Origin of the sequence: Micromonospora sp. NPDC005254, assembly GCF_042872525.1 — a bacterium.
Lineage (GTDB): Bacteria > Actinomycetota > Actinomycetes > Mycobacteriales > Micromonosporaceae > Micromonospora.
In genome coordinates, this window is sequence record NZ_JBIAKM010000009.1 from 349760 (window position 1) to 364541 (window position 14782).

A 14782-nucleotide genomic window follows, 5' to 3' on the forward strand; every position below is an offset into this window, starting at 1 on the left:
TCGTGAAAGTCGGAGTTGGCGCTTGGGAAAGCTGGTATGCGTACTCCATGCCAAAAGTTGCTCTCCACGCGGCGCACCCGCGCGCCGGTGCTTCCGACCTGACGACCGGTCGGGAAACACCTCCGGACGGCACTACGACACGGCGACCCTACGATCGCTGGAAGCGGCTGCTCGACGTCCTCGGCGCTCTTCTCGTCCTGCTGCTCGGCGCTCCCGTGCTGGCGCTGGTGGCCCTGGTCGTGCTGGTGGCGCACGGGCGGCCGGTGCTGTTCCGGCACACCCGCCCCGGGCTGCACGGCAAGCTGTTCGAGGTGGTCAAGTTCCGGACGATGCGCCACCCCGACCCGGACCGGGGGCTGGTGAGCGACGCGGACCGCCTGACCCGGGTGGGCCGCTGGCTGCGGGCCAGCAGCCTCGACGAGTTGCCGGAGTTCTGGAACGTGCTGCGGGGCGAGATGAGCGTGGTCGGTCCCCGCCCGCACCTCGTCCGCTACCTCAGCCTCTACAACTCCGAACAGGCCCGTCGGCACGACGTGCGACCGGGCATCACCGGGCTGGCCCAGGTACGCGGCCGTAACGCGCTGGACTGGGGCGCGAAGTTCGCCTACGACGTCGAGTACGTCGACCGCCGGTCCTTCCTGCTGGACCTGCGGATCGTCCTGGCCACCGTCTGGGTGGTGCTCAGCCGCCAGGGAATCTCCGCGCCGGGGGCCGCCACCTGGCACGAGTTCACCGGCAACCCGCCCGCGCGGGCGACCGCCGACCACGACTCCGCCCACCGGCGATGAACCGGGTCCTGCTGTTGGGCGCCGGTGGATTCCTCGGCCGGCACATCCGGACGGCGCTGGCCGCCCACACCACCGTCCGGTCGATCACCCGGGCGGAGTGTGACCTGGTCCGGATCGAGCTGCGCGACCTGACCGCGCTGGTCGCCCGGGAGCGACCGGACACGGTGGTGACGGCGGCCGGACGGATCGTCGGCTCCGGGTACGACTTCGTGCAGGCGCACGTCGTGGCCACCGCGAAACTGATCGAGGCGGTGGCCGCCGCCGCCCCCGGTGCCCGCCTGATCCGCATCGGCTCGGCCGCCGAGTACGGCACCGTGCCGCACGGCCTCGCCGTCACCGAGGAGTACCCGGGCACACCCGTCAGCGAGTACGGGCTCAGCCACCTGGCCGCCACCCGGTTGGCGGAGTTGGCGGGCGGGGCCGGCCGACTCGACACGATGGTGTTGCGGATCTTCAACCCGGTCGGCCCGGGAATGCCGCCGGGCAACGTGCTCACTCGGGTGACCGCGATGGTGAGGTCGGCGGTCGCCACCGGAACAAAGGAGATCGCCATGGGCCTGCACGACACGTACCGGGACTTCGTCGACGTGCGGGACGTCGCCACGGCGGTCCTCGCCGCCGCGCACTGCCGGCCGGGGCCCGCGCGGGTCTTCAACGTGGGCAGCGGAAAGGCGGTGGCGACGCGCGACGTCGTCCAACTGCTGGCCGAGGTGTCCGGCTTCTCCGGTGACATCCGCGACGGCAGCTTCGCGCCGGATGCCAGCCGCTCGGCCGCCGTGCCCTGGATGTGCGCCGACATCGAACGCGCGAACCGGGTGCTCGGGTGGGCGCCCGCGTACGACCTCGGTGAGTCGCTGACCACGCTGTGGCAGGCAGACGGCGAGCAGTCCACCCGCCCCGTCGCCGGCTCAGCGGCACGGTGAGTCCCATGCGGATCGGTCTGCTCACCCAGTGGTTCGACCCGGAGCCGGGCGCCGCCGCCCTCCCCGGAATGCTCGCCCGCGCCCTCGCCCACCGGGGGCACGAGGTCCAGGTCGTCACCGGCTTCCCCAACTACCCCACCGGCGAGTTGGCGCCCGGCTACCGGGTGACTCGCCGCCTCGACGAGGTGGACGGGCCGACCCGGATCCGCCGGGTGGCCCTCTATCCCAGCCACGACCGTTCCGCCCTACGACGGATGGCCAACTACGGCTCGTTCGCCGCCTCCGCGCTGGTCTCCGGTACGTCGGCGCTGCGCGGCCTGGACGCCCTCTGGGTCGGGAACTCACCGATCAGCGTGGCCGTGCCCATGTGGTTCACCCGGTATGTGCAGCGGGTGCCGGTGCTGCTGCACGTGCTGGACCTGTGGCCCGACAGCGCGGTGGCCAGCGGCTTCCTCGGCACCGACCGGGTGTCACGGATGATCGAGCGGGGAATGGCCGGCTGGTGCGGTGGGATGTACCGCAGCGCCGGCCGGATCGCGTACGTCTCGCCCGGCGCCGCCGACCTGCTCGCCAGCCGGGGCGTACCCCGGGAGAAGCTCGTCCACATTCCAGTGTGGGCCGACGAGACACCGCGTACCGGCGTCGCGGACCTGCGCGCCGAACTCGGGCTCCGCGACGACCAGGTGGTGCTGGTGTACGCCGGCACGCTGGGCGAGGCGCAGGGGCTCGACCCACTCATCGACGCCTGCGCCCGGCTCCGCGACCCGCGGCTGGTCTGCCTGATCGCCGGCTCCGGAACCACCGAGGAGCGGCTACGACGCAGAGCCGAGGCGGCGAACGCGACACACGTGCGGTTCCTCGGGCGGCTGCCCCGGGAGCGGATGCCCGCGCTGATGGCCACCGGCGACGCGCACTACGTGAGCCTGCGGCCCGGCGGCATGTCGGCGTACACGATGCCGAGCAAGGTGCAGGCCACCCTCGCCGCCGGGCGGGCCCTGCTGGTTTCCGCCGAAGGGGACGCCGCCGCCGTCGCGCGGGACAGCGGCGCGGGTATCACCGCTCGACCGGGTGACCCCGACTCGATCGCCGATGCCCTGCGGGAACTCTGCGACCTGGGCCGGGAGAAGCTTGAGCTGCTCGGTCAGGCCGGTCGGGCGCACTACGACCGGGTCTTCTCCCTTGCCGCCGGCGCCGAGCGGGTCGAGCGGGCGCTGCGCGAGGCGATGGAGAGTCACCGGCGGCGCTGACCCCGGTGCAGCAGTCTCCGACCAGGCCGAGGCGCACGTTGTGACCTCGGCCTTGTGCAGCTCCCGGTCACGACGGAGCGAGCTGTAGAGTCGCGACGGCCGGTCGGGCGAGGGAAGCGCCGGCCGGACCGGCGAGGGGATGGCGCGTGCTGCACCTGAGGGTGATCACCCCGGAGAGCAGATCGACGGAGGTCGTCGACCTGCTCTCCGCAGAGGCGGGGGTGACTCACCTCGCTGTGCTGCCTGGTGCCGCCCGGCAACCGCAGGGTGATCTCATCCTCTGCGACGTGGTGCGGGAGAGCGCCGACCGCGTGCTGCGGGAGTTGCGGCGGATCGGCGTGGACACCAGCGGCGGCATCGCGGCCGAGGACATCGAGCTGACCATCTCCGCGGCGGCCGACCGGGCGGCGGACCGGGCACCGGGCAGTGGCGCGGACGCGGTGGTCTGGGACGAGATCGCCGCGAAGACCGGCGAGCAGACGGAACTGTCCGGCACGTACCTCGTACTGATCGTGGTGGCCACCATGATCGCCGGCATCGGGGTGCTGCTGGACCAGCCGATTCTCATCGTCGGGGCGATGGTCGTCGGTCCGGAGTTCGGCCCCCTCGCCGCGCTGTGCGTGGCGTTGCTGCGCCGCCGGCTCGGGGTGATCGGCCGCTCGGTGCAGGCTCTCGTGGTCGGCTTCCTGGCGGCCATGGTGGCGACCGTGCTGAGCACCTGGGCGCTGACCGCAGCCGGCCTGGTCAGTCGGGAGATGCTGCTCGCCGAACGCCCGCTCACCGACTTCATCTGGCGGCCGGACGCGCTGTCCTGGGTGGTCGGTCTACTCGCCGGCGTGGCCGGGATGCTCTCGTTGACGTCGAAGAAGTCGGGCAGCCTGGTCGGGGTGCTGATCTCGGTGACCACGGTCCCGGCCGCGGCGAACGTGGCGGTGGCCGCCGCCTACGGAGTGTGGGACGAGGCCGGCGGCTCGGCCCTCCAGCTGGTGATCAACGTGTGCGCGATCGTCCTGGCCGGGCTGCTCACGCTCGTGGTGCAGCAGCTCTGGTGGTGGAACCTGGCCCGTCGGTCCCGTCGGCCAGCCGCCGGTTGAGCAGGGTCCGCAACGGGATCGACTCGCCGTCGCGGCCACCGGCCCCCACCACCAACGGCGCCGGGCTGGGCTCCGGGTCAGCGCCGAACAGCCGGGCCCGCAGACCGCCCGGCACGGTCAGCAGGTGGAACCGGCCGGCCACGTCCACCGCCCGGGTCTCGGCCCGGTCGACGTACCATCCGGTCAGCCTGGTCCGGTAGCGCCCGCGCCCGTCGTAACCCCGGGCGACCAGGCGCGTGGTGGGCAGCCCGCACCGGGTCGCCTCGGCCACGAACCAGGCCACCAGCTCCGCGGCCTGCGCCTGCTCGGCGGCCCGCCGCCGCGCGTCCGCGTCGGCGTGCGCCCGCACCGCGCGCTGCTGCCGCTCCCGCCACTCGCGGCCGTCGTCCTCACCCACGAGCCGACGGTACGCCCCGACTCAGTCGAGCACGGCCCGCAGGGTGTGCCGGGCGATGTCGGCCATCACCGGGTTGGTGTCGACGTAGTACGGCAGCGCGTTGATCGCCTGCGCCAGGGCCCAGCCGCGCCCCCGCTCCCAGGTGGCGTCGTCCACGCCCAACGCCCGCCGGTACGTCTCCCGCGACCCGGGGTCCAACAGGTTCCACGCCGGCATCAGATCCACCGCGGGGTCGCCGACCTGGACCAACTCCAGGTCGATGACCGCGGCCAGCCGCCCATCGCGCACGAGCAGGTTGCCCGGCATCAGGTCGGCGTGGATCCATACGTCGACCGGGTCGTCCCGGCGCGCGTCCCGGCACCGGTCCCACACCTCGGCGAGCGCGGCGGTGTCGGTGAGTTCGCCGCTGACGGCGAGGGCTGCCCGTACGTCGGCATCCTGGTCCGCCAGGGGCCCGCCCCGGCCGTACCCCGGCCACGACCGTCCGCCGGTGTCGACGCCGTGCAGGGCGACCACGACGGCGGCCAGGTCACGGGCGAAGACGTCCGGGTCGTCGATCCGGTCGGGCTGGGCCGTCTCCCCGGGAATGAACCGGTACGCCGTCCACCACCCGGGGTACCCGTCACCCGGCGCACCGAGGGCGAGCGGTTCGGGCACCGCGATCGGCAGGTGCGCGGCGAGCAGCACAGCGTGTTCCTGCTCCTGCCGCAGCGTGTCGCGCAGCGCGGGGTCGGCGGAGGGGCGCAGCGGAAACCGCAGCACGAATTCCGTGCCGAGCCGGAACAGGGCGTTCACGGTGCCAGCCGAACGGAGGGGGCGCACCGGCAGCCCTCGCCAGCGCGGCAACTGTTCGGCCACCAGCGCGGCAACCACGTCCGCGCTCACGTCCACCTGGTCGGTATGCATCCGCACCGCGAGATCATCACCCAGAAGCCCGCCGACACGCGACCCGTTTCCCGCCCGCCTCGCCGCCCGCCTCGCCGCCCGCCTCGCCGGCTGCCGCTGGCTGGCGCGGTCACGGATGGCCGCGCTCGGCACCCGACCTTCGAACGCCCCCTGTCGAGCTGCCCCAGATCTGGGGCGGGCTCGCCTGGAAAGGCCGACAACTCCAGATCTTGGACAGTTTCCGTCCGCGCCGAACGGAAACTGTCCAAGATCTGCACCGAAACCGGGAGCCGCAGGCGCCCAGCCAGGCCGTGGGTCGGGCGGGCGGTTGGGGGCGTGGGGCAGCTCGCGCGCCCCACCGGTGGGGCAGCTCGACAGTGCCCGCCGATGGCCCGGCGAGTCGGTCACCGCGCGACCGGGCTCGGGAGGCGCCGAGGATGACCGCCCCTGCGGGGCATCCCCGGCGCTTCCTCGCGCTGGCTGACGGATCAGGCCAATCCTGCGCGGCGCAGAGCCTCCGCCATCGCGTCGTTCGCTGGTGCCGGCGCGCCCTGCCGCTGCTGCCCGCCCCGTGCGCCCTGGCCGCCGCGACCGCCGGACCCGCCGCGACCGCCGGACCCGCCGGACCCGCCGCCGCCACCGGACCCGCCGCGACCGTCCTGTCCGCCGCGTCCACCCTGCGGTCCGCGCTGCGCCGGGCCGCCGCGGCCCTCCTGACTCGTCCGACCGCCGCCACCGGCGGCGGGCTCGTCGTCCAGGCGCAGGGTCAGCGAGATCCGCTTGCGGGGTACGTCCACGTCGAGCACCCTGACCTTGACCACGTCGCCGGACTTGACCACCTCGCGGGGGTCCTTCACGAAGGTCCGGGACATCGCCGACACGTGCACCAGACCGTCCTGGTGGACCCCGACGTCGACGAACGCGCCGAAGGCGGCCACGTTGGTGACCACACCCTCCAGCACCATGCCCGGCGTCAGGTCACCGATTTTCTCCACGCCTTCGACGAAGGTGGCGGTGCGGAACTCCGGTCGCGGGTCGCGGCCCGGCTTCTCCAACTCGGCGAGGATGTCAGTGACGGTGGGCAGGCCGAACCGGTCGTCGACGAAGTCGGTGGCCCGCAGCCCGCGCAGGATCGCGCTCCGGCCGATCACCGAGCGCAGGTCCTGACCGGTGCTGGCGAGGATGCGCCGCACCACCGGGTACGCCTCGGGGTGCACGCTGGAGGAGTCCAGCGGGTCGTCGCCGTCGGGGATGCGCAGGAAGCCGGCGCACTGCTCGAACGCCTTCGGCCCGAGCCGGGCCACCTTCTTCAGCTCGGTCCGCGAGCGGAACGGCCCGTTGGCGTCCCGGTGCAGCACGATGTTCTCGGCCAGCCCGGCCCCGATCCCGGAAACCCGGGTCAGCAGCGGCGCGGAGGCCGTGTTGACGTCCACGCCGACCGCGTTGACGCAGTCCTCCACGACCGCGTCCAGCGACCGGGACAGCTTCACCTCGGACAGGTCGTGCTGGTACTGCCCGACGCCGATCGAGCGTGGGTCGATCTTGACCAGCTCGGCGAGCGGGTCCTGGAGGCGGCGGGCGATGGAGACCGCGCCGCGCAGCGACACGTCCATCCCCGGCAGCTCCTGCGAGGCGTACGCGGACGCGGAGTAGACCGACGCGCCGGCCTCGGACACCATCACCTTGGTCAGGTTGAGCTGCGGGTGCCGCTTGATCAGGTCGCCGGCCAGCTTGTCGGTCTCCCGCGAGGCGGTGCCGTTGCCGATCGCGACCAGCTCCACCCCGTGCGCCCCGGCCAGCCGGGCCAGGGTCTCGATCGACGCGTCCCACTGTCGACGTGGCTCGTGCGGGTAGATCGTGTCGGTGGCGAGCACCTTGCCGGTGGCGTCCACCACTGCCACCTTCACCCCGGTGCGCAGGCCCGGGTCCAGTCCCATCGTGGGCCGGGTGCCGGCCGGCGCGGCCAGCAGCAGGTCACGCAGGTTGGTGGCGAAGACCCGTACGGCCTCCTCCTCGGCCGCCTGCCACAGCCGCATCCGCAGGTCGGCCCCGAGGTGGATGAGGATCCGGGTACGCCACGCCCAGCGGACCGTGTCGGCCAGCCAGCGGTCGGCCGGGCGGCCGGCGTCCGACACCCCGAACCGGCCGGCGATCACCGCCTCGTACCGGCTCGGGCCCGTCGGCACGGCGTCCGCCTCGCCGGCCTCCTCGGGTTCCATGGTCAGGTCGAGCACGCCCTCCTTCTCGCCCCGCAACATCGCCAGGATCCGGTGCGAGGGCAGCTTCGGGTACGGCTCGGAGAAGTCGAAGTAGTCGGAGAACTTGGCGCCGGCCGTCTCCTGACCCTCGCGTACCCGCGACACCAGACGGCCCCGCGACCACATCTGCTCGCGCAGCGTGCCGATCAGGTCGGCGTCCTCGGCGAAGGTCTCGATGAGGATCGCCCGCGCGCCCTCCAGCGCGGCGGCGGCGTCGGCGACACCCTTGTCCGCGTCGACGAACCCGGCGGCCGTGGCTCGCGGATCCTGGCTCGGGTCGGCCAGCAGCGTCTCGGCCAGCGGCGCCAACCCGGCCTCGCGGGCGATCTGCGCCCGGGTCCGCCGCTTCGGCTTGTACGGCAGGTAGATGTCCTCCAGCCGCGACTTCGAGTCGGCGGCCATGATCTGCGCTTCCAGGGCCTCGTCCAGCTTGCCCTGCCCGCGGATCGACTCCAGCACGGCGGCCCGCCGCTCGTCCAGCTCCCGCAGGTAGCGCAGCCGCTCCTCCAGGGTGCGCAGCTGGGTGTCGTCGAGCAGGCCGGTGGCCTCCTTGCGGTAGCGGGCGATGAACGGCACTGTGGCGCCGCCGTCGAGCAGCTCCACGGCCGCCCGCACCTGACGCTCGGCCACGCCGAGCTCGTCGGCGATCCGCTGATGAACAGACTGGGTCACGATCTCGATCCGCCTTCGGGAGTGGGTACCGCCTGCATTGTGCCGGGCGCCCCCGGCCGCTGTCGCCGCGCCCGGCCGGGTACACCGTCTCGCCCACCGCGCCCGTCCGGGTTGATCCGTCGACAACCCCCGCCGGGCCTGCGCTAGCGTGGCGATCATGGAATCACCTGCGGAGCCGCGCGCCCGGCGGCTCTTCGGCGGCAGCGCCCGGGCCCTCGGCGACCTCACGGCCAACCCGTTCCGCGCCGACCGGGACCGGATCGTCGGCTCGCCGTTCTTCGCCCGGCTCGGCGGGGTCACCCAGGTGATCAGCCCGGTCGGTTCCGGGTTGCTGGTGCACAACCGGCTCACGCACAGCCTGAAGGTCGCCCAGGTGGCCCGGGCGATCGCCGAGCGCCTGACGGCCGACGACAGGTGGCGCGGCCTGCTGGACAAGCTCGGCGGCTGCGACCCCGACGTGGTGGAGGCCGCGGCGCTCGCCCACGACCTCGGCCACCCGCCGTTCGGGCACCTGGGGGAGCGGGTGCTCGACCGGCTGGCCCGCCAGCGCCTCGGCCTCGCCGACGGGTTCGAGGGCAACGCCCAGTCGTACCGGATCGTCACGAGCACCGAGATCCGGGGCGCGGCCACCACCGGGCTGGACCTGACCGCCGCGGTCCGCGCGGCGATGCTGAAGTACCCGTGGACGCGGCTGGACTATCCCGACCCGCACCCGCGCCTGCTGGACCCGCCGCCCCGCGGCGCCACCCCGCCGCCGGACGACCCGGAGAGCGGCTCGTTGAAGTTCGGGGCGTACCGGACCGAGCTGGACGACCTGCGGCAGGCTCGGGAGCCGTTCGCCGGCCGCATCCCGGACTGGCAGCAGACCGTGGAGGCGTCCGTCATGGACACCGCTGACGACATCGCGTACGCCATCCACGACGTGGAGGACTTCTACCGGGTCGGTGTGCTCCAGCAGGGTGCGGTGTCGGCCGAGCTGATGGCGTGGCAGCGCGAGAGCGGGCACTTCCGGGCGATCACCGATGCCGCGATGGCCACCGCCTCCCGGCGGCCCGGTGCCGCCATCGAGCGGCTGCGCCGGCAGCTGCACCGCAAGGACGCCTGGATCGCCGACGACGACGCGTTCGCCGCCGCCGTCGAGCACGTCCGCGAGGAGTTGGTGGACGGGCTGCTGGCGATGCCGTTCGACGGCTCGATCGAGGCGGAGCAGTACGTCTCGCGGTTCTCCGCCCGCTGGTCCACCCGTTTCGTCGAGGCGATCACGGTGACCGACCAGCCGTCGGTGCGCTCCGGGTACGTGCTGCTCGGCTGCGCGCAGTGGCACGAGGTGCAGGTGCTCAAGTTCGTCCACCACCGGTTCGTGCTGGCCCGCCCCGATCTGGCCCTGCACCAGCGTGGTCAGGCCCGGCTGCTGGGCACCCTCGTCGAGGCGCTGTGGGAGTGGCTGCTCGACCCGGAGGAGGAGTCCCGGCTGCCCCGTCGGCTGCACGACCTGGTCGAGCTGGCCGAGGCGGAGCTGCACCCGCGTACGCCGCACCGGATCGGCCGCGCCCGGGGCCGCGCCATCGTGGACTTCGTCGCGCAGCTCACCGACGGCCAGGCGGTCGCGATGCTGGACGCGCTCTTCGGCCGCTCCGGCGCGCTCTGGACCGACGCCTTCGTGCTCTGACCCGACCGTCAGGCCGTGCCTGCGCTGCCTGACGACGTCAGGCCGGGCCTGCGCTGGCCTGACGATGTCAGGCGACGGACTGCCACCACCCGTCGACGGCGGGCGGGTCGTCGACGACCACCCGCTCGCCGGGGCGGGGCACGGCCAGCCGGACGTCGCGGGCCTTCGCCTCGGCCCACAGCCGGTTCACCGGCTCGGACCAGTCGTGCAGGGCCAGGTTGAACGTCGCCCAGTGCACCGGGATGAACAGCCCGCCGCGCAGGTCCAGGTGGGCGTCGACCGCCTCCTCCGGGAACATGTGGATGGTCGGCCACGCCCGGTCGTACGCGCCGATCTGCATCAGCGTCACGTCGAACGGCCCGTGTTCCGCGCCGATCGCCGCGTACCCGGCGAAGTAGCCGGAGTCGCCGGTGTAGAAGACCTTGCGGCGGGCCCCGGCGACCACCCAGGAACTCCAGAGTGTGCCGTCGCGACGCAGCCCTCGGCCGGAGAAGTGCTGGGCGGCGGTGGCGGTGATCTCCAACCCGTCGACCCGGTGCGACTCGGACCAGTCCAGCTCGATGATCCGCTCGGCGGGCACACCCCACCGGTCCAGGTGGGCGCCCACCCCGAGCGGCACCACGAACGGTGCCGACTGCCCGGCCACCAGCGCCCGCACGGTGGGCATGTCCAGGTGGTCGTAGTGGTCGTGGGAGATCAGGATGGCGTCCAGCGGGGGAAGCTCGTCCAGGCGTACCGGCGGCTCGTGCAGCCGGCGCGGCCCGACCAGCCCGGACGGCGAGCAGCGGTCACTCCACACCGGGTCGAGCAGGACCCGCCGACCCTCGATCTCGATGAGCGCCGAGGCGTGGCCGTACCAGACGATGTTCAGCTCGTCGGCGGTGTCGGCGGCCGGCGACGCGCTGGGGCGCGACAGCGGCACGGGCGCGGTGGGCCGCCGCTTCTGCTTGCCGAAGATCAGCTCCCGGACCAGGTTGCGACCCGGCTCGGCGACCATCGTGCGGGTGTCGGCCTGGTTGTGGAAGGTCCCGTCGCGAAACTGTGGCGAGCGGGCCGCCCGTTCGGCGCGGGCGCCGGCGAGCCGGCCGCCGAGCGCCGCGGGCACGTCCCGGGCCACCCAGGCCAGGCCGGCGAGCGCGGCCAGCCCTGCCGTTCCCCGCATCCGTCGCCCGAGCGACCGTTGCCCGTTCGTGCGTTCCGCTGGCGCCATCGCCGTCCCTCCGCCGTGTCCCGCACTACACGGTAGTTCCCCCGGGCGGTTCCCGCCCCGGCGGTCGCCCGCACCGGGCCGGTCGTCACCCGACGACCGACCCGGCAGCGGGATCAGCCGCCGTTGCTGGGTCGGCGGGCGGTCGTCCGGTACGCCGTGCCGGTGCCGCCGAGACGGTCCACCGCCGCCAGGAACTTCGGACCCATGGCGGCCCGGGCCTGCACCGCCGGGTGGGTCGCGCCGAAGTTGTCCGGGTCGGCCTGCCCGTCGGCGAAGAGCGCGTAGGTCAGCACCGCCGCGCCGGACCGGTCGAAGATCACCCCGGCCTCGTGCCGGGCGTCGGCGAACCAGCCCGCCTTGGTGGCGATCCGGGCCCGCTCGTCCGACGACATGGTGCGCCGGATGCCGTCGGTGAAGGCCACCGGGGAGCGCAGCAACCCGAGCAGGTATGCCGTCGAGGCCGGCGACAGCAGCGTGCCGGCGACCAGGGCGCGCAGCAGGTCGTGGGTCTCCCGGGGGGTGCTGGTGCCGAGGAAGAACCGGTTCGGGTTGGCCACCGGCTCGACCTGGGTGGTCGGGAAACCCTTGCCCACCAGGATCGAGTTGATCTCGGCGGCAGGGGCGACCAGCCCGCACAACCGCACCGCCGTGTCGTCGGAGACGGTCAGCAGGTTGGCCAGCACGTGCCCGATGGTCACGCTGCTGGGGTACACGCCGTCCAGGCTGAAGATGCCATCGCCACCCGGCACCACGATCGAGGCGGTCACCTCGACCCGCTGGTCCAGCGCCAGCAGCCCGCGGTCCACCTTGTCCAACACCGCCGTGGCCACCGCGATCTTGTTGACGCTGTACGCCTCGATCCGCCGGTCCGCGTCCGCCGTCACCGCGACGACCGGCGGGCCCGCCGGGTCGGCCACACTGACGTACGCCTGCCAGTTGCCACCGGCCTCGGTGCTGTACCGGGTGAAGGCGGCGGCGACCCGGTTGGCAGCCCGGGCCGGGGTGGTCGGTGCCGCCTCGGTGCTCTCAGCGGCGCTGGCCGGAGCGGCCGCGCCGAGCACCGTACCGGCAGTGGCCACTGTGCCCAGTCCGAGTGCCGTCCTGCGGTTCAGTCGGAGGGTCAATCGTCTCTCCCATCGTGGGGCGCCGGAGCGCTTGCCGGCCCACCACCCTAGGCGAGTTGATCGACGCACGATGCCCCCAGAGAAGTCCCGAACGATCCCGAACAGGTCAGCCGTGCCGTCGGCGCAGCACGGCGCCGACCACGTCGGCGGCCGCCCCGCGGAGCCGCGCGGCCGGCCCGCGAAGCTGCACGGCCGGGCCGGACATGGCGCGGACGAACTGCCGCAGGTCGGGCAGGTGGCCGCCGCGGACCGACTCGCCGGCCGGGTTCGGGGCGAAGACCGTGCCGTCGTGCGCCGGGACCGGCCGCCCGCTCAGGCCGGCCAGCCGCATCAACGGCCCGACCAGCACGTCGTAGACGCCCGGCAGCACCGTGAAACCAGCCCGCAGCACCACGTTCAGCCGGCCCACCGACACCTCCCGACGGGGACGGTCCACACAGTCGACGATGGCCCGGGCCACCCGCTGCGGCCCGGCGACCGGCGGTGGGGGCCGGCCGACCCGACCGAGGTAGTTGGCCGCCTGCTGGTACACCGGAGTGTCCACACTGCCCGGATTGACCAGGCACAGCCGGATCCCCGGGCTGTCCCGCAGCTCCTGCTGGATCGTCCGGGCCAACCCCTGCAACCCCCACTTGCTGGTCACGTAGGCGCTCATGTACGGAGCGGTGATGTGCCCGAGCACCGACCCGGTGAGGATCAGCGTGCCGGCGCCGGTGGCCCGGAAGTGCCGCAGCGCCACCCGGGCCGCACCCGCGGCGGCCAGCAGATCGGTCCGCACCACCTGCTCGAACACCCGCTCCGGCACCTCGTCGAAACGCCCGTAGGCCATCACCGCCGCGGTGTGCACCCAGACGTCGATGCGGCCGAACCGCTCGATCGCCGCCTCCGCCAGCGCCTCCAGCGCGCCCGCCTCGGTGACGTCCGTCGGTACGGTCAGAACCTCGACGTCGGCGCACTCCGCGCGTACCTCGGCAAGGGTCTGCGGCGCGCGGGCCGCGAGCACCAGGCGGTCGCCGCGCTCGGCGAACGCCCGGGCCGTCGCCCGGCCGATTCCGCTGGTCGCGCCCGCGACCACCACCACCCGGCTCATGGTGCGAGCACGACCTTGATGCAGCCGTCCTCCTTCTTCTGAAACATGTCGTACGCCCGGGGCGCCTCGCTCAGCGGCAGCCGGTGGGTGCGCAGGTCCTCCACGCCCAGGGGGTCGTCGTCGCCGGAGAGCAGCGGCAGGATCTCGTCGGTCCACCGGCGCACATGGCACTGCCCCATGCGCAACTGGATGCCCCGGTCGAACATCTCCATCATCGGCATCGGGTCGGCCTCGCCGCCGTAGACGCCGGAGAGCGACACGGTGCCGCCGCGACGGACCGCCTTCACGGCGGCGTGCAGGACGGCGAGCCGGTCCGTGCCGACCCGGTCGGTCATCGTCTGGGCGAGCTTGTCCGGCAGCAGCCCGACGGCCGCGTGGGCCAGCTTTCCGACCGGCGAGCCGTGCGCCTCCATGCCGACCGCGTCGATGACGGCGTCCGGCCCGCGCCCGTCGACCAGGTCGATCAGCGCGCCCGGCACGTCGGACAACTCGCGGACGTCGAGCACCTCGATCCCGTGCCGGCGAGCCAGCTCCAACCGCTCGGGCACCAGGTCCAGTCCGATGACCCGGCCGGCGCCGAGGTGACGGCCGATCCGGGCGCAGAACTGGCCGACCGGCCCCAGCCCGAAGACGGCCAGGGTCCCGCCCGGTGGCGTGTCCGCGTACCTCACCGCCTGCCAGGCCGTGGGCAGGATGTCGGAGAGGTAGAGGTACCGCTCGTCGGCGCCGCTCTGCGGGATGACGATCGGTCCGAAGTGGGCTTGCGGAACGCGCAGGTACTCGGCCTGCCCGCCGGGCACCGAACCGTAGAGGGAGGTGTAGCCGAACAGCGCCGCGCCCTTGCCCTCGCTGGTCACCTGGGTCGTCTCACACTGGGCGTAGAGCTGGCGGCGGCACATCCAGCAGCTGCCGCACGAGATGTTGAACGGCACCACCACCCGGTCGCCGGGCTTGAGCCCGGTCACCTCCGACCCGACCTCCTCGACGATGCCCATCGGCTCGTGACCCAGGACGTCGCCGGGCTTCAGGTACGGCCCCAGCACCTCGTACAGGTGCAGGTCGGAGCCGCAGATCGCCGTAGACGTGATCTTGACGATGGCATCGGTCGGCTCCTCGATCCGGGGATCCGGCACCTCCTCGACCCGTACGTCCCGCTTGCCGTGCCAGGTCAACGCCTTCATGTCCGGCTGCCCTCCCTCGGTCCTGCCTGACTGCTACCCGGGGGAGGGCGGTTGAACCGGCTGCGACCGACGGCCGTGTCGGTGCTTTCGGCTGGCGTTGGCTGGCGTTGGCTGGCTTGCTGGCTTGGCGGGCTTGGTGGTGGTTGCGGTTGGGGCTGGGGGGGCGGGGGGGGGGGGGGGGGGGGGGGGGGGGTGGGGGGGGGGGGGGGGGGGGGGCCCCCCCCCCGCCCGGGGGGCCGGGAGT

The 14782-nt window shown here is 73.5% G+C and carries 12 protein-coding genes; 5 read left to right on the forward strand and 7 right to left on the reverse strand.

Annotated elements, in window-relative coordinates; translation table 11 throughout:
• Window positions 1-47: 47 nt before the first annotated feature.
• From ACFYPR_RS26890 to ACFYPR_RS26905, 4 genes are all read left to right on the forward strand, one after another.
• The gene (locus ACFYPR_RS26890; protein WP_354856778.1) at window positions 48-788 is read left to right on the forward strand and encodes a sugar transferase; all 741 of its coding nucleotides are present in this window, start codon (window positions 48-50) and stop codon (window positions 786-788) included.
• Window positions 785-1711 (forward strand): NAD-dependent epimerase/dehydratase family protein, encoded by a 927-nt coding sequence (locus ACFYPR_RS26895; RefSeq protein WP_387181918.1) that lies wholly within the window; start codon window positions 785-787, stop codon window positions 1709-1711. Before ACFYPR_RS26890 ends, ACFYPR_RS26895 begins: the two co-directional genes overlap by 4 nt.
• Before the next feature lie 5 nt (window positions 1712-1716).
• Entirely contained in the window at window positions 1717-2958 is a 1242-nt protein-coding gene (locus ACFYPR_RS26900; protein WP_387263083.1) for a glycosyltransferase family 4 protein, read from the forward strand.
• Between the two features lie 146 nt (window positions 2959-3104).
• On the forward strand, window positions 3105-4052 hold the full coding sequence (locus tag ACFYPR_RS26905) for a DUF389 domain-containing protein (RefSeq protein ID WP_387263086.1): 948 nt from the start codon (window positions 3105-3107) through the stop codon (window positions 4050-4052).
• Here the strand turns inward: ACFYPR_RS26905 and ACFYPR_RS26910 are convergent.
• The 3 genes from ACFYPR_RS26910 to ACFYPR_RS26920 all read right to left on the reverse strand — a co-directional run bounded on the left by ACFYPR_RS26910 (window position 3982) and on the right by ACFYPR_RS26920 (window position 8264).
• On the reverse strand, window positions 3982-4449 hold the full coding sequence (locus tag ACFYPR_RS26910; protein WP_387263089.1) for a hypothetical protein: 468 nt from the start codon (window positions 4447-4449) through the stop codon (window positions 3982-3984). The genes ACFYPR_RS26905 and ACFYPR_RS26910 overlap by 71 nt on opposite strands.
• Before the next feature lie 21 nt (window positions 4450-4470).
• Complete coding sequence (locus tag ACFYPR_RS26915; protein ID WP_387263113.1) at window positions 4471-5355, reverse strand: aminoglycoside phosphotransferase family protein; 885 nt, start codon at window positions 5353-5355, stop codon at window positions 4471-4473.
• A 467-nt stretch (window positions 5356-5822) separates the two neighbouring features.
• Window positions 5823-8264, reverse strand: coding sequence for a Tex family protein (locus tag ACFYPR_RS26920; protein ID WP_387263091.1), 2442 nt, complete (start codon window positions 8262-8264; stop codon window positions 5823-5825).
• A gap of 157 nt (window positions 8265-8421) precedes the next feature.
• Between ACFYPR_RS26920 and ACFYPR_RS26925 the strand changes: the two genes are divergently transcribed.
• The gene (locus tag ACFYPR_RS26925) at window positions 8422-9933 is read left to right on the forward strand and encodes a deoxyguanosinetriphosphate triphosphohydrolase family protein (protein WP_387263093.1); all 1512 of its coding nucleotides are present in this window, start codon (window positions 8422-8424) and stop codon (window positions 9931-9933) included.
• Window positions 9934-10000: 67 nt separating this feature from the next.
• Here the strand turns inward: ACFYPR_RS26925 and ACFYPR_RS26930 are convergent, their stop codons facing one another.
• The 4 genes from ACFYPR_RS26930 to ACFYPR_RS26945 form a co-directional block, all read right to left on the reverse strand.
• Window positions 10001-11143, reverse strand: a complete 1143-nt coding sequence (locus tag ACFYPR_RS26930) for an MBL fold metallo-hydrolase (RefSeq protein ID WP_387263095.1) — start codon at window positions 11141-11143, stop codon at window positions 10001-10003.
• Between the two features lie 113 nt (window positions 11144-11256).
• Complete coding sequence (locus tag ACFYPR_RS26935) at window positions 11257-12267, reverse strand: serine hydrolase (RefSeq protein WP_354856795.1); 1011 nt, start codon at window positions 12265-12267, stop codon at window positions 11257-11259.
• Between the two features lie 106 nt (window positions 12268-12373).
• Entirely contained in the window at window positions 12374-13357 is a 984-nt protein-coding gene (locus ACFYPR_RS26940; protein WP_387263098.1) for an SDR family NAD(P)-dependent oxidoreductase, read from the reverse strand.
• Complete coding sequence (locus ACFYPR_RS26945; RefSeq protein WP_354856800.1) at window positions 13354-14538, reverse strand: zinc-dependent alcohol dehydrogenase; 1185 nt, start codon at window positions 14536-14538, stop codon at window positions 13354-13356. The genes ACFYPR_RS26940 and ACFYPR_RS26945 overlap by 4 nt, the downstream gene beginning before the upstream one ends.
• Between the last annotated feature and the right edge of the window lie 244 nt (window positions 14539-14782).

Excerpts from the sequence above, each read along its gene's own strand:
- ACFYPR_RS26890 (WP_354856778.1), top strand. The coding sequence starts at position 48 with ATGCCAAAAGTTGCTCTCCACGCGGCGCACCCGCGCGCCGGTGCTTCC.
- ACFYPR_RS26895 (WP_387181918.1), top strand. The coding sequence starts at position 785 with ATGAACCGGGTCCTGCTGTTGGGCGCCGGTGGATTCCTCGGCCGGCAC.
- ACFYPR_RS26900 (WP_387263083.1), top strand. The coding sequence starts at position 1,717 with ATGCGGATCGGTCTGCTCACCCAGTGGTTCGACCCGGAGCCGGGCGCC.
- ACFYPR_RS26915 (WP_387263113.1), bottom strand. The coding sequence starts at position 5,355 with ATGCATACCGACCAGGTGGACGTGAGCGCGGACGTGGTTGCCGCGCTG.
- ACFYPR_RS26925 (WP_387263093.1), top strand. The coding sequence starts at position 8,422 with ATGGAATCACCTGCGGAGCCGCGCGCCCGGCGGCTCTTCGGCGGCAGC.
- ACFYPR_RS26930 (WP_387263095.1), bottom strand. The coding sequence starts at position 11,143 with ATGGCGCCAGCGGAACGCACGAACGGGCAACGGTCGCTCGGGCGACGG.
- ACFYPR_RS26940 (WP_387263098.1), bottom strand. The coding sequence starts at position 13,357 with ATGAGCCGGGTGGTGGTGGTCGCGGGCGCGACCAGCGGAATCGGCCGG.
- ACFYPR_RS26945 (WP_354856800.1), bottom strand. The coding sequence starts at position 14,538 with ATGAAGGCGTTGACCTGGCACGGCAAGCGGGACGTACGGGTCGAGGAG.